Here is a 14,856-nt window from a genome sequence, read left to right as displayed (position 1 = left end):
GTCAGAATCTCCACCAACACGCGCCCTGGCCTGACGTTACAGTGGCCGGCTTCGTATCGCATAACCTGGCTCAAGGTCTATACTTAACACAGTAATGATTAGTCACCAGGAGAAATAAGAATATATGGGGCTGACGGCAATTCGGCGCACCCAGTTTTAACGCATTGAAAAATATTATAAAGGAGGAACGGGAACATGACTGACGACATGCCAGTTAGCCCACTACATCAAGATAATTACGCTTTTTTCTTTGATTTGGATGGTACCCTGGCGGAGATAAAGCCCACACCAGAGCAGGTTGTCATTCCCTCTTCGGTTCTCCACACGCTACATGCCCTCGCTGAATACAGTAATGGTGCTCTGGCCCTGGTATCAGGCCGCGCTGTGTCAGAACTGGATAATCTGCTTGCACCTCTGACGTTACCGCTGGCAGGAGTGCACGGTGCAGAGCGACGTGACAGTCTGGGCCAGGTACATCGGATTACCCTACCAACAGGAATGCTACAGGCCCTAAAGGAGCGACTCACTATAGCGATGTCCGTTTTCCCTGGCAGTAAGCTGGAAAGCAAAGGTATCGCGTTTGCATTGCACTATCGCCAGGTTCCTGAATACCAACAGGACATTCTGATACTGGCGGAATCTCTCTGCCGCGCCTATCCGCAACTGATGTTGCAACCTGGGAAATGCGTGGTGGAACTCAAGCCACATGGGGTAGATAAAGGTACGGCCATTGGTGCCTTCATGCAGGAACACCCTTTTTCTGGCCGTATCCCGGTATTTATTGGCGATGATCTGACAGATGAAGCCGGTTTTCACCAGGTCAACACGCTGAACGGTCTATCCATCAAAGTAGGACCGGGAGAAACTGCAGCGCATTTTCGGCTCAATAATGTTGCAGCAGTACACCAGTGGCTCAAACAACAACAACACCGATGCACAAGCAATATCGGTAAGGAGAAAGGATTATGAGCCGTTTAGTCATCGTATCTAATCGGATTGCTATCCCTGATGGCAAGAAAAAAAGCGCTGGCGGCCTTGCCGTCGGTATTCTGGACGCACTGAGCAGTAGTGGTGGTATATGGTTCGGATGGAATGGCGAGATCAGTGATGAAGAAAAACCGCCGCAAGTGCAGAAAAAAGAAGGCATCACATTTGCTTCATTTAGTCTGAGTCAGCAGGACTATGATCAGTATTATTGTCAGTTCTCAAATGCAGTGCTGTGGCCCGCTTTTCACTATCGTCTCGATCTGGTTTCTTATGACCGTAACGCATGGGAAGGTTATCGCCGTGTCAACGATATGATGGCCAAGCATTTGAATACCTGGGTGAAAGACGATGATATGTTGTGGATTCACGACTATCACCTGTTGCCGTTTGGTGCAGCTTGCCGTGATTTGGGTATGAAGAACCAGATCGGTTTTTTCCTGCATATCCCTTTCCCAACGCCAGAAATTTTTAACGCGTTGCCACCGCATGAGGAATTGTTGGAAAAACTCTGTGATTTCGATCTGCTGGGATTCCAGACGGAAAATGACCGTCAGGCATTTATTGAATGTCTATCGATGCTGACCCGCGTGCAAGCGCTCAGCGCAAACACCTACACTGCATTTGGCAAAGTATTCACTACCGGGGTTTATCCTATCGGTATTGAAACGGATAGTATCCGCAAAATGGCTGAAGGTCCACTTCCTGCCAGATTGGAGGAGGCCAAACGCGACCTGCGCCATATGAAAAACATTATCGCGGTAGAACGACTAGATTACTCCAAAGGCCTACCGGAACGTTTTCTGGCTTTTGAGGCGCTACTGGAAAATTATCCACAGCATCACGGCAACATCCGCTACACCCAGATAGCCCCGACGTCCCGGGGAGAAGTGCAGGCTTATCAAGATATTCGTCACCTGTTGGAAACTGAAGCTGGCAGGATTAATGGCCGATACGGGACGATGGGCTGGACACCACTTTATTACCTCAATCAGCATTTTGACCGTCGGCTACTGATAAAAACATTCCGTCAAACTGACGTCGGATTGGTAACACCATTGCGGGATGGGATGAATCTGGTAGCGAAAGAGTATGTAGCCGCCCAGGATCCTGCGAATCCCGGCGTACTGGTGTTGTCGAAATTTGCCGGCGCAGCCAATGAACTGACGTCAGCATTGATCGTTAATCCTTACGATAAGAATGAGGTCGCCGATGCATTGAACCGGGCATTAACCATGTCGCTGGCGGAGCGAATATCACGTCACAGCGAGATGATGTCTGTCCTGGAGCAAAACGATATTCAGCACTGGCGCACATCATTTATTGCCGACCTACAGGCCACAGATCGTTGTCACGAACGGTATAACCTGACACAGGATATTGCCACTTTACCGCGACAAGCCTGATAGCAAGTGCGCGAAAATAAGAACCCGCATTGGAGGTATCTTTGCGGGTTTTTTATTTCAGTAATACCGTTTCAGTGGCAAAATAGAACAGTAATGGCGTCAGCGACAGCCCATCAATCATCTCACCTGATGTAATTAACGCCATAATTTCTCCCGCAGAAAACCACCGGGCCTCGATCACTTCATCCTGTTCATCATCCAGCCCAACAAATGTCACGTCACGACACAAAAAAATAACAAATTGCTGATCACTACAACCATATGTCGGGTAGTAACGTATCAACTGAACAGCTGAAGAGGCTGAATAACCCGTTTCTTCCAACAATTCTCGTCTGGCGGCGTCGACATCAGTTTCCCCTTTATCCACGCCACCGGAGGGAATTCCCCAGACCACTTTGCCCGTCAGATAACGATATTGATGGATAAGCAAAATCCGTTCATTCTTCACCGCCAGAATACCAACAGCTGGCCGCTCATGATGTACAGAAAAAAAAGTTTTCGTCATCAATTCTTGCGTAAGACTGGTCTTCTGTACGGAAAACCACGGATTCGAATGAACAGTTCGCGCCTCTCCCCATGCTTCAATAGCAGGAATATTTTTCACGTTACATTTCCTCCGTGACGATCAATGATTGAGTATATCGACCTGATAACGTTCACCGCAAAGCTCACCCCTGAACTGTCTAAAATCAGGTAAGGTTCCCCAGACACGTTTCGATTTACAGTCGACATCGCCAATAATAGCTAATGAAGCGCCACTGGCTATCGCCGCTTTCATACCGGCTTGCGCATCCTCAAAAACAAGAACATCTTTTATATCCAATTTCATTCTCATCGCGCCCAGAAGATAGCCTTGTGGATCCGGTTTTCCTATTTTGATATCAGCAGCGGAGGTAGCGGCAAGCCCGCGGCCAATAAGCGGTTAATAGCCAGTTGACGGCTGGCCGAGGTAACTACCGCCCAATGTGCCGGCTGAATGGACTGTAGAACATCAACAGCACCGGGCACAGCGGTAATGCCTGCCGTCATTATCGTCTCTCTGTATTCGATCTCATGGGTGATTTTCTGCGACAGCCTTGAGGCGCCCAAAAAATGAGTTACTGTTTCCTCGGTACGTCTGCCATGAGCAAAGGCAATGACATCGCCATAATTCAGCGCATGCTCCAATGAAAACGTCTTCCAAGTTTGCTCAACCACAGCGGTGGAATCCACGAGCATGCCATCCATGTCAAATAAAAAGCCAGAAAAAACATTTCCCATATTGTTATACCTTTATCAATTGTAAATGTTCTTTTAACCAGGAAATATCGTTCTGAATAACTACATTACCTGCCTGCCGATAGTCATTCTCGGAAAATAATAAAATCGCTTCCGCAGAATATGAGGGGTCCGAAATAATTTATGAATATAGTAAAGAAAATCGTTATCCAGCTCGGAAAAAGAGACTCCGGTGGGAGATTTAATAGGTATATCGCTACTACCCAAGCATATCTAGTAACAATTAAACCTATTGAGACAGTAGATTCATGATAAGTTTCACCAATCTCAGTAAGCACGCCAATTGGGAGTAACTCCGCGGTTATAAAAAGATTAATATGATTCGTAACTGATTAAATATTAAATGTACTTTAAACAATTCGAGTTACAGGAAGACGGCAATGCAGCAAATCCCTGATAGCTCACTCAAGTAGTGATTGTGATAAGCGAAGAAAGCCAACACACCTGTAATGAGAAGAGTAACCGGTATATATACTTAACCCTATGTCGCTATATGAATATACACAGAGCAAGTTGACTTAATGCCGTTGAGGATGTAAAGATTAATTATCCAAGGGGTGCCTTATATAAAGGCTGAGATGGAGTCATCCAAACTCTTTGAACCTGATCTGGGTAATACCGGCGTAGGGATAGGACAAGTATCAGTCACTTCATAAAACATCAGTAAGGCAAGTGTCTTTTCACTCTTACCCTTTCACTCCGTACTCGGGTCTCCTGTAATTAATTACTGGAGGTTCTATGTCACCAAGAGAGTCAGAAACCTTAACAACGTTGTCCAATAAGCCAGAAAAATACCCCCATCCGTCTTCACTATCCGCACCTCGCCTTGCGGTCATTGCTGTAACTTTCCGTAACGATGAATTGATCCTTGTTAAGCGCAGTAAAGAACCACAGAAAGACACCTGGGGTTATCCGGGAGGTTCAGTTGAACCTGGAGAAAGCTTGCATACCGCGGTTTTACGCGAACTCATGGAAGAAACTGGAATCACTGCTGAAATTGAAGCGCTGGTAGATATTGTGGAAGTTATCGGCTATGACTTAACGGGAAAACATCATCATTATGTATTAATTGCGATGCGGTGCAAATATATTGATGGTGAACTAAGGCCTGGCGATGACGCGACTGACTGCCAATGGGTGCATATATCGGATGGAATTTTTAATTTTGATGGGTTATTGGCAGATCAAGTGAGAGAGGTTGCTTTTAAAGCCTATAATTTACATTGCTCAGTTAAAGAAGGAGAAAAAAATGAGACGAATGTTTCTGGCCGGACCTTTTAAATCACTTGTTAATAGCCGTAGCGGTATCATGTCAGATGAAAGCATTACATTATTTAGCAGAATAATTATTTTTTTTGAAAATATTGGGTGGAATGTTCACTCCGCTCATCGGAGAGAGAATTGGGGAAAAGATTTCATGACACCTGATGCTTGTACAAAAAAGGATTATGAGGAAATTTCTCGTTGTGACTGCTTCGTCGCTTTTCCGGGTTCACCGGTATCACCCGGTACTCATATAGAACTTGGCTGGGCTTCCGCCTTAGGTAAGCCCATAATCATGTTGCTGGAAACACAAAAGACATATGCATACCTTGTACAAGGATTAAATCAAATCACCCAAGTCGAATATATAGAATATGAAAATAACTCAATAAATCCAGAGATTATTGAACAAGCCATCAAACGTCTTGAAAAGAGGGGATAAGTATGCCAGAAAGTTTTAATGATTTGACCCAATTGTATAAGGCAACTCTTCGTCAAGTCTGTTTTAAATATGAATACTACAACTCCCCTCGCGGGCATTCAGAATATGAAATAATTGGTTATAATGTGCGGTTAAATAATCCAACTGCCCGCTTCTGTCTTAATACAGAACGAAGACAAAATATTGTTTTCAACTACGCAGAGGCATTGTGGTATTTATCTGGTAAAAATGACGTAGACTTCATTGCTTATTATGCACCCTCAATGAAGCGTTATAGCCCTGATGGAAAGTCCCTGCCCGGAACAGGCTATGGTGCCAGATTAAGATATTATGGTGCGAATGCTTTGGATCAGATTGAACGAGCAATCGATATTCTGAAGAATGATGATGCAGACAGCAAGCGCGTGGTTCTCCAGATTTTTAGCGCCGAAGAAGATCTTTTTAGGCGAAATATAGATGTATCGTGTACGTTAGGTTTGCAATTATTATTACGTGACGGGAAACTCAATATGGTTGGTTTCATGCGAGCAAATGATGCCTATACTGGTCTGTTAAATGATATTTTTTCATTTACATTCTTACAAGAATATATTGCATCAAGAATCGGGTGTGAAATTGGTCATTATACTCATCAAGTTGGATCGCTTCATGTCTACGATGATACGTTGAAACGCGCCTTGACAGTGCTCAATAATCAAGAAACCCTTAGACAAAACATATCTATTCCAACGATGCCATTGGGAACATCGAGTGAGACAATAAGTTCTGTACTGAGCTTCGAGGCACAAATTCGAAAAGGTCAAGTATCGCTTGATGATTTATTAAATATTCATCTGTCCCCATACTGGCGGGATATACTGTTGCTATTCTGGATCTATCGCCACATCAAGATGGGTGAACAACTGCCCAGGAAAGCAATGGAGTCAATAAATCAATACTATCGTCCTTTTATTATCAACCGCTGGGACAGCACTACTGACTATTAACATAAAGGTAGGAATCTCAATGAATACAAACTGGACTGAAAAACAGACATCTGAACTTTTCGACGCATATGATGATTGGGTTGAAGATCACTTTGGCTATCAACCGATGATCGCTGACTTAACCAACTCATGTGGTAAAGAAATAAATGTACTTGATTATGGATGTGGTGGTGGAAAAGTATCGAGACGCTTAAAAAGCGCGGGTATCGATCATGTTACCGGAGTGGATATTGCGCCCACAATGATAGACAAGGCAAAAGCGGCAGGTGGCGATAAATTGCAGTATGTACATATTTCCGGCCCAATGCTGCCCTTTTCTGATGGTAGTTTTGACGCGGCCATTAGTTGTTTTCTGTTTATCAACATACCGGAACGACTTGAACTATCGCGCGTAACCTCAGAAGTCGCACGTCTACTTAAGCCCGGGGGTATATACTATGTATTAGACACTAATCCGCGGACTACAGGGATACAATATCCCACTTACCGTAATGGTGAATATGGTGTGACCTATCACGACGGAGAAGATCGCCCCGTTTATCTCAATATTCCAGGACAACAATCACTAAAACTTGTTGATAAAAGCTGGGATGTACAAACATACCATCAAACGTTCTCTCAGGCTGGACTGACACTTATTGAAGAAAAGGAATTGAAATACGTTAATAATTTTGACAATCCTGATCGCCAAAATTTCAATGAACTTCAAGATACCAAACCTTTCATTATGTTTAAGACGGTTAAGGCATCGTGTTGATAGTTTATTTCATAAAACCATAAACTTTTTATTAAAAATCAGCATTATTTACGGGAAAAACAAAAGACAGACTATTTATGTTAAATGCATATACCCGATAAACTTCAAGATGCAGGACAGCGGTAAATGAGTGAATCCAGATAAGTGACTCGAGTGGAGGAATGCAGCCAACACACCTGCATCTTGAAAGGCGAAGGGGATATAGATAGTCACTATTGTTAGCGATAACGACCAGGGAGAGCCATGTGTGACTGAACGATCACCGTTAATAGGTAAGCAGTTAGTCGGATAAGAGAGCCGCATTTCTGCGACTCCCTCTCCTCAGAACCGTGCGTGCAAGTTTTCCTGCACACGGCTCAAGCCCTCCATAAGGCCAGAGATACCTGACCCAGCAACCCACTGTTGTGAAGGATATTTCCGCATTCGCTCTTTAAAGTAATCAAGGTATTCCACATCGTAAGGATTGGCGGCTGAACGGATTTGTCTGTGACGTCGTATTGGCGTTGCCGAAGCTTGTTTCAGGCTGATGGTCCTGATTTCGCCACTTTTCACCCGATAGACCGCGTGAAATATCCAGCGTCGCAATCCTCTGCTGCCATAATACTTTCGGCAGAGCCAGCCGGCCGATTTCCTGCTATGTTTTCGCCTTATCATCCGATAGAGCGCCCGAAAAATGACGGCGTCAATTTTACTGAAGACGGCTTTTGCCACCACGTGTCGATAATAGTTTACCCAACCCATCAGTTTGCGGTTGAGAAGGCCTAGTAACGTTGCAGTGGGTAAAGCTATGCCTGCTTTGATCTCTTTTCGAATAATATCAAGGAAAGATTTGATGCTGCTTTTTGCAGGTTTAATCAGCAATTTGTTTCCATACTTGCGAACATTAAACCCCAGAAAATCAAATCCCTGCGAGATTGAAACGATCGAAGTCTTTTCTTCAGATAACGTTAACCCTCTTTCCTGCAGGAATACCGTTACTGCCGGTTTGATCATGTTTTCCAGCTGTTCTTTTGAACTTCCGGTTATCACAAAATCATCGGCGTACCTGACCATATGAACTTTATCAGCGGGTCTCGTGATGCTTTTCAGCATTGATTCCATGCCGTCCAGAACGCCATTAGCCAGACAAGGGGAAATTATTCCACCCTGCGGCGTCCCTGCAGCGGTTGAGAAAAGCTGCCCTTTCTCCACAAACCCTGCCTTCAGCCACTGCGCGAGTACTCTGCGCTCGACGCGGAGATGTTGTATCATCCAGTCATGGCTGATGTTATCAAAACAGCCTTTAATATCCCCTTCGAGGATCCATTGCGCTGATGACCTCTGAGCCAGCACCACAAAACACCGTTCTATTGCATCTGCGGCTGAGCGTTTTGGCCGAAAACCATACGAGTGATGATCAGCTGTAGTCTCTGCCACGGGTTCTGTTGCCAATAGAAAAAGTGCCTGCATGGCACGATCATGCATCGTTGGGATCCCTAACGGCCTTGTTTTGCCATTCTTTTTGGGAATATGGATACGTCTTAGAGGCTGAGCCTGATAACCCCGGCAGGTCAGCGCTTGAGCCGCTTGCCATTTTTGCTGCGGATTTACCCATAATGCGCCATCAATACCTGGAGTATTACGCCCCCGGTTCGATGTGACGCGTTTCACTGCCAACAACTTCGCCTGATGAGACCGGGTAAGAAGTCGTTGGAGCACACACACTTTATTCCAGCGCTGTGCTTTGGTTGCCTTGGCGATACGCATCTGTGATCGAAATACATCATCCTCCACCTGTTGCCAGTCGATCGATGACCACATGGACGATGCTGAAGGTGCACCGCATTGGCTTGTGGCCTGCGTCATTTGCGTTCCCTCATAACGTCGATATTCCCGATTTTCTCGCCAGAGAAGACCCACTGGACGTCAGCCCCCTTTCGGGTCGGTTAAAAAAAAAAAACCGTATATCGGTCATTACAACCGATCATTCGCTTCTTCCAGCGTCCCGTTCCCGCACAACCATGGCTTGCTCTCACGAGTTCGCTACCTTACGGAGTTGTACGGGATTACCACGTTCCGTTCCTGTGACTCAAGAGGTTAGGTCCCCCGTTAACACCGGCGATACACCACTCACGATGTCCCATCTGTGAGAGAACATACCTGATCGCGTGCCTTTTTGGCTGAAGCCTGACAGCCGCTTTGGCTTCTTAAGTATTACGGTGCTTATCGGGGTTTGCTTATGCTGACCATACCCTTATCCCTGGCGCCTTCACCGCCTGCGGCTGGCAGTTTCAGATTGAACCTCACGGTCCGCTCTTACAGATAATCCGTGGCTACGTTGTCCCCGGCGCTTTGCACATTGAAATTACTCTCAACGCACAGCCGGGTAGGGAACTGCTGGTGAGACAGCAGGTTTCTTCGCACTGATTACTACATACTGGCTGAAACAATCGCAGGAACAGCCTCGTGTCGCACCACAGAATTATTTACAGGCTCACAGAAAGGAAACGTTACCATGACTCACTTGCAGAGAGCACGCCCACTCGCTTATCAGTGTATTTCAATTATAGCCAGTGCGGTCTCCGCTGTGCTAGCGAAAGTTGCATTACAACAAATATCAACATCTGCCTTTTTACTGGTATTTGCGATTATATCTGCTCTAATTAGTTTTCCTTATATCACATTCAAATCTTTCTATCGTTTTTTTACTTCCTGGTACGGAATACTTGCCATTGCAACTAATCTAGTGGCAATGTTTATGTTCTATCAAGGCTTAAAAGGACTTGATCCTGGGAGCCATGCATTTTTATCTCGAACCCAAATAGCATTTGGTTTTTTACTCTCGCATTGGATTTTCAATGAAAAATTTAATCCAACGAGAATAGAAATTGCGATTGTTTGTATATTTAGTTCACTGATTTCAACTTGGCCAGCGCCAAACACGCCCTGGCCTTGGGATGCGGTATTAATTACCTCATTCTCAGCTTTTCTTTTCGCCCTTAACTTTGCCATTTTGAAACTTGTATCTATATCAGTAAGCCCCGCCACGATTATATTTTGCTACAATGTAGTATTAATACCATTCCTTGCTGTACAGGTAAAAATTGATTTATTGGACTCACTCATTACAATCCCTTTTTCATTTATATTTGCTTTTACAAGTGCAGTTTCTGCCAGCCTGTCTCTCTTTTTCTATATAAAAAGTGTTTGCCATTTATCTTTCTTTGAATCCAATACGTTGCGTGCTATAAATCCATATATTGTCGCACTGATAGCGTTACCTTTTTTCCCAATGCCACTTACTGCTATAAATGTAATTGGCGCGTTAGCTATGACCGGAGCCTTGCTGGTATTAGCCTTAACCAACAAGGCCCCAAGTAATTCATCTTCAGCTTAAGTTAACGTTATCTTGGTTTTATTTACTTTGTGCTGAATAGCCAAATGACATAATGTGTGCCCCGTCACGAGAACAAGTGTCTAATTTGCAAATGATCGAGTTTGTTGAAGACATCATGTGATTAATTTTCGGTTGCTCAATCATCCACTTGCTACCAGTTAACCGGGAAAAACAAACCTATCATAATGCTGTGCTATCAAATCTTATTACTTTAATTCAACAGCATAATCACCGACAGGAAGTTCCTTATTGATTAGCTTATTTTCGAACAGGAAATGCCCATAACTACGGTAGCGTTCAACATCCAACTTCATGGGATCTTTAGCGAAATAAGGTACAGTCGCCATCCAGGCAATCTTATTGAGTTTGTTGTTCAGATCAGGATGACGCTTAGCAAAGACTGCCCATGTTTCCTGCGGATGCATCCTTAGATATTCTGTGCCTTTCTTCAAAGCTATCATAAACTTTTTGATCTTCGGGTCACCGACACTATCTTTGTTAACCAGCACAATCAATTCATCATATGCAGGCACACCATAATCCTCGACATTGAATAGGATTGGTTCGACGCCAAGTTCCCGGATTTCGGGTGCCTCAATATTACGAAAACCACCCAGCACGGCGTCGACATTTTTTGACATCAAAGCACTCACCAATTGGAAGTTGACGTTGATCAGGGTGACATCTTTTAATGTAAGTTTTCCCTGTTTAAGCATGCTGTTCAACGTGGCTTCCTCAATGCCACTAACGGAATAGCCGATCTTTTTTCCCTTCAGGTCAGCCATAGAGTGAATACCTGACGATGATAAAACGGCCAATGTATTCAATGGCGTGTTGATGATAGTACCGACCCGAACCAATGGTAGTCCTTGATCTGCATACATATAAAGTTGTGGTTGATAGCTAATGGCTATGTCTCCCTGTTTTGCCGCCACCAAACGGGAAGGCGTGCTGGGATCTGCTGGCGGCACGAATTCGACGTCCAACCCTTCCGCCTTAAAAGCACCTATCTGGTCAGCGACAAAGAGAGAAGCATGGTCAGCGTTAATAAACCAATCTAACAGAACAGTAACTTTTTCCTGCGCATGTACCGACGTTGCCATTAGTAGACCAAATAACGAGCTGATAACCGTTTTCTTGAGCATTCCTATCCCCTATTTGACATCATGAACGGTTACTCTCCGGGAGCTGATTTTTTCGTTCTGAATCAGGAACCCAGTAGAGAACATGCTTTAGAAATACATCGACCAGTTGCCATAACACGACAGCCATGATCGACAAAATAAAAAGCGCGGCAAAACAGACTGCTGTCTGCGTTCGGGCATTTGCGTTCAACATAACATAGCCAAGTCCACCCGCAGCGCCTACCCATTCACCGATAATTGCCCCAATCGGTGCAATAACTGCAGCTACCCTCAACCCGGAACCGAAGGCGGGTAACGCCGCTATCAGCCGGACATGACGTAATTGTGAGTAAGGAGAGGCCCCCATGGTTTGGGCCAGTTCTAACCAGCCTGTTTCAGTTCGCCGTAATCCATCAAAAAAAGAAGCCGTTATCGGGAAAAAAATGACCAAAGTGGTAGCAACAACCTTGGACCAAAGACCAAAACCTAACCAAAGCACGAGCAATGGAGCTAGTGCAAATACCGGTATAGCTTGACTAATAACGAGCACTGGCATCAACCAGCGCTGTAATATCGGTGAAAACATCATCGCCAACGCAAAAAGCACACCGAACAACAGACCAAAGAAAAGACCGAGACAAATTTCAACCGTCGTGATCAATGTATGTTTCCAAAGATAGCTTCTGCCGTTCCACAGCGCCTCTACAACTTTAGGCGGCGTTGGTAACATGTAGCTTGGTAAGCTAAATAACCAAGTCCCTCCCCACCAGAGTGCGATTAGGCCGAGAAAAATCACTATCCCCCGGCTAATAAGGGCATAACGAGCCAAAAAATTGTTATTCATTGCGCTTGCTCCACAAAAAGACGCAATAGTTCACCTTGGCTTCTTTGCAATTCAGGATCATCCAGGGAGCGAGGAGGATTACCCGCGATAGTAATAGGCTTCCCAATTCCGGCGGGAAGTCCTGATAACACCATCAAGCAATGACCGAGTCGACATGCTTCCATCGGATCATGCGTAATGAACAACGCGGTACACCCTTCTAGTAACTCAGCAGCCAGATCTTGTACTTTAACTCGGGTAATAGCATCTAATGCCGAGAAAGGTTCATCCATCAGGACAATGGGACGCCGTTCGTAGAGCGTTCTGGCAATAGCCGCTCGTTGCCGCATTCCTCCTGATAATTCAGCGGGCAATGCAGTGCGTCGGTTTGCCAGCCCTACGCGTTCAAGTAGATGTTCCGCCCAGCGTTTATCAACCTTTTCTCGTCTTAATCTTGCACCAAGCGTTACATTTTCAAAAAGGTTAAGCCACGGATATAGCAGATCCTGCTGGCCCATATAAGCAATGCGATTATTGAGTGGTTGTCCATCCGTACCGCATACATTTCCGGATGTCGCGTTGGAAAGCCCGGCAATAATCTTTAGTAAACTACTTTTACCAACACCACTCTCACCGAGTAATACCGCAAACTCGCCGCCTTTAATCTCGAAAGTCAGCTTATTGAAAACAGTATGGTTACCAAAACGTAAGGTAAGGTTATCTACGCGGATTCCCGGAATCCCACTATTTCCCGCTGCTGAGGATACGGACTGATGGGGGCCAGACGTTTTTCCCATTACACGCTACCTTTTTAAAAAGTTCATATAATAAGGGTAGTCATTTCATCACAGAGGAGCCGCCTTATCCGCCAAGAGTCAATCTTTTGTCATATGGCAAGGAAATATCTTAAATAATTGAGCTAATTGTTTGTAATGATGGCTAACTTAATTCAATGCCATTAGCAAGCTTGCATAGCAACATGCTGGTTCATAATGTAGAGCCTTCATCATCTGGTGGTTAATTACCACAGATAAACTCAATCATTACCTTTCATCACCACTATATTGTCCTTAAGGCGACGGAAAGCCGCATTAGCCTCACTGATGATCAGTTGCTCATCAACGTGCGTAAGAACCCTGCCGCGCATCACAATTTCACCATTAATAATTACCGTATCAACGGTACTGCCATTAGCAGCAAAAACAAGATGGCTGGTTAGATGAACCGGTGTATCGCGCAAAAGTGGTGTAAAGATTGCGTTATTCGTTTCAACGAGAATGATGTCTGCTTTTTTGCCCACAGCCAGTTGACCAGTTTCATGCCCCAATGCTTTTGCTCCATGATGAGTAGCCATATGCAGGACTTCTCTGGCTGGCATCAAGCTGGCATCGACACGGCTTGCACGTTGCAATAAAGAAGCGTATTTCATAACTTCAAACATGTCTGCACTATTATTGCATTCTACTGCATCATGTCCGAGCCCAACATTAATACCTGCAGCCAATATCTCGGGGACACGCGCAATACCGTTACCCAGTTTTGCATTGGAGTTTGGGTTATGAGAGATGTGGGTTCCGGTTTCGGCCATCATGGCGATTTCACCATCACTGAGCCAAACACAGTGGGCAGCGATAGTGTCAGGGCCGAGCAGCCCCATATCATATGCCAGCTCCGTTGGCCGGCGTCCAAACTTTTCCAGACAGAAATCGACTTCAGTTTGCGATTCATTTAGGTGCACATGAATGCCACTTCCCAATGTATCCGCCATGGCTCGCGCCTCGCGTAATAAATCAGGTGAAGCCAAGGGAAGCCACTCAATACCTACGCGTACCTCGATACGACCATTGGCCTTGCCGTGATTACGCTGATAAGCATCGTAGTTATCCTGGAGACAGTCTAAATGATGTTCCTTGAGTGCAACATCGTTGCACAGCACCGCTCGTATGCCAATTTCTTCAGCAGCCATGGCCAGAGAATCGAGCTGACGGTACATGTCGTTAACCGTCGTTGTACCTGCTTTAATGGACTCCGTATAGCTGGCGAGCGCAGCCCAGTAAGCCGCTTCTGGATCCAATGCTCTCACCAATGGATACCAACACTCATCCAGATATTCCCACAAAGGCATATGGTCATTGAAACCTTTACCTATAGCGGTGTGATAATGCAGATCGATTAATCCCGGCATCACGATTTTATTCGAGGCATCAATTACTTCGTCTGTCGGGAAACATTCGAAAGACTGGCTTGCAGGCAGAATAGCGGCGAGTCGATCTCCATTGACAATAACAGTACCACTTTCGTAATAAGTACCCGCCTCATCCAACGTGAGTACCATGCCGTTTTTGATAATGATTCGCCCCATCATTCCTCCACGTTTCCCATATAAAAATAATTTGGATCTGTGTCACAGAAGAGAA

15 protein-coding genes and 1 riboswitch are annotated in these 14,856 nt (G+C 45.1%); of the genes, 7 read left to right on the top strand and 8 right to left on the bottom strand.

Annotated features, from left to right (window positions below; all coding sequences use genetic code 11):
- Positions 1-195: 195 nt before the first annotated feature.
- Positions 196-969, top strand: coding sequence for a trehalose-phosphatase (gene otsB / locus RS889_RS01240; protein ID WP_315709058.1), 774 nt, complete (start codon positions 196-198; stop codon positions 967-969).
- Positions 966-2,390 carry an alpha,alpha-trehalose-phosphate synthase gene (otsA, locus tag RS889_RS01235; RefSeq protein ID WP_315709057.1) on the top strand — a complete coding sequence of 475 codons (1,425 nt, stop codon included), beginning with the start codon at positions 966-968 and terminating at the stop codon, positions 2,388-2,390. The genes otsB and otsA overlap by 4 nt, the downstream gene beginning before the upstream one ends.
- A gap of 52 nt (positions 2,391-2,442) precedes the next feature.
- Here otsA and RS889_RS01230 read toward each other — a convergent pair whose 3' ends face one another.
- From RS889_RS01230 to RS889_RS01220, 3 genes are read right to left on the bottom strand one after another with little or no spacing between them, the layout of a single operon-like run.
- Positions 2,443-2,994: an NUDIX domain-containing protein gene (locus RS889_RS01230; RefSeq protein WP_315709056.1), complete on the bottom strand. Its 552-nt coding sequence runs from the start codon at positions 2,992-2,994 to the stop codon at positions 2,443-2,445.
- A gap of 21 nt (positions 2,995-3,015) precedes the next feature.
- Positions 3,016-3,225 carry a hypothetical protein gene (locus RS889_RS01225; RefSeq protein WP_345785304.1) on the bottom strand — a complete coding sequence of 70 codons (210 nt, stop codon included), beginning with the start codon at positions 3,223-3,225 and terminating at the stop codon, positions 3,016-3,018.
- Positions 3,226-3,260: 35 nt separating this feature from the next.
- Positions 3,261-3,650: an HAD hydrolase-like protein gene (locus tag RS889_RS01220; protein ID WP_315709054.1), complete on the bottom strand. Its 390-nt coding sequence runs from the start codon at positions 3,648-3,650 to the stop codon at positions 3,261-3,263.
- Positions 3,651-4,211: 561 nt separating this feature from the next.
- A riboswitch (TPP riboswitch) is annotated at positions 4,212-4,316 on the top strand.
- Between the two features lie 90 nt (positions 4,317-4,406).
- Here RS889_RS01220 and RS889_RS01215 point away from each other — a divergent pair.
- The 4 genes from RS889_RS01215 to RS889_RS01200 are packed head-to-tail and all read left to right on the top strand — an operon-like array spanning position 4,407 to position 7,116.
- Complete coding sequence (locus RS889_RS01215; protein WP_315709053.1) at positions 4,407-4,949, top strand: NUDIX hydrolase; 543 nt, start codon at positions 4,407-4,409, stop codon at positions 4,947-4,949.
- A complete protein-coding gene (locus RS889_RS01210; protein WP_021013506.1) occupies positions 4,918-5,373 on the top strand; it encodes a nucleoside 2-deoxyribosyltransferase in 456 nt (151 codons plus the stop codon). The genes RS889_RS01215 and RS889_RS01210 overlap by 32 nt, the downstream gene beginning before the upstream one ends.
- Before the next feature lie 2 nt (positions 5,374-5,375).
- Complete coding sequence (locus RS889_RS01205) at positions 5,376-6,359, top strand: thymidylate synthase (RefSeq protein ID WP_315709052.1); 984 nt, start codon at positions 5,376-5,378, stop codon at positions 6,357-6,359.
- Between the two features lie 19 nt (positions 6,360-6,378).
- Entirely contained in the window at positions 6,379-7,116 is a 738-nt protein-coding gene (locus tag RS889_RS01200; RefSeq protein ID WP_315709051.1) for a class I SAM-dependent methyltransferase, read from the top strand.
- 321 nt (positions 7,117-7,437) lie between these two features.
- Here the strand turns inward: RS889_RS01200 and ltrA are convergent, their stop codons facing one another.
- The gene (ltrA, locus tag RS889_RS01195) at positions 7,438-8,961 is read right to left on the bottom strand and encodes a group II intron reverse transcriptase/maturase (protein ID WP_315707905.1); all 1,524 of its coding nucleotides are present in this window, start codon (positions 8,959-8,961) and stop codon (positions 7,438-7,440) included.
- A gap of 649 nt (positions 8,962-9,610) precedes the next feature.
- Between ltrA and RS889_RS01190 the strand changes: the two genes are divergently transcribed.
- On the top strand, positions 9,611-10,492 hold the full coding sequence (locus RS889_RS01190) for an EamA family transporter (protein WP_315709050.1): 882 nt from the start codon (positions 9,611-9,613) through the stop codon (positions 10,490-10,492).
- A 206-nt stretch (positions 10,493-10,698) separates the two neighbouring features.
- On the opposite strand, the gene RS889_RS01185 is transcribed toward RS889_RS01190, so the two are convergent.
- From RS889_RS01185 to RS889_RS01170, 4 genes are all read right to left on the bottom strand, one after another.
- Positions 10,699-11,637: an ABC transporter substrate-binding protein gene (locus tag RS889_RS01185; RefSeq protein WP_315709049.1), complete on the bottom strand. Its 939-nt coding sequence runs from the start codon at positions 11,635-11,637 to the stop codon at positions 10,699-10,701.
- Between the two features lie 19 nt (positions 11,638-11,656).
- Entirely contained in the window at positions 11,657-12,460 is an 804-nt protein-coding gene (locus RS889_RS01180; protein ID WP_315709048.1) for an ABC transporter permease, read from the bottom strand.
- Entirely contained in the window at positions 12,457-13,236 is a 780-nt protein-coding gene (locus RS889_RS01175) for an ABC transporter ATP-binding protein (RefSeq protein ID WP_021013512.1), read from the bottom strand. The genes RS889_RS01180 and RS889_RS01175 overlap by 4 nt, the downstream gene beginning before the upstream one ends.
- Positions 13,237-13,475: 239 nt before the next feature.
- Positions 13,476-14,804 carry an amidohydrolase family protein gene (locus RS889_RS01170; protein WP_051391431.1) on the bottom strand — a complete coding sequence of 443 codons (1,329 nt, stop codon included), beginning with the start codon at positions 14,802-14,804 and terminating at the stop codon, positions 13,476-13,478.
- Positions 14,805-14,856: the final 52 nt, after the last annotated feature.

Origin of the sequence: Brenneria uluponensis (genome assembly GCF_032395385.1) — a bacterium.
In the GTDB taxonomy this organism is placed as follows: Bacteria; Pseudomonadota; Gammaproteobacteria; order Enterobacterales; family Enterobacteriaceae; genus Prodigiosinella; species Prodigiosinella aquatilis.
The sequence above is the reverse complement of the archived record's forward strand: the minus strand, read 5'-3'. Positions and strand labels throughout refer to the sequence as shown.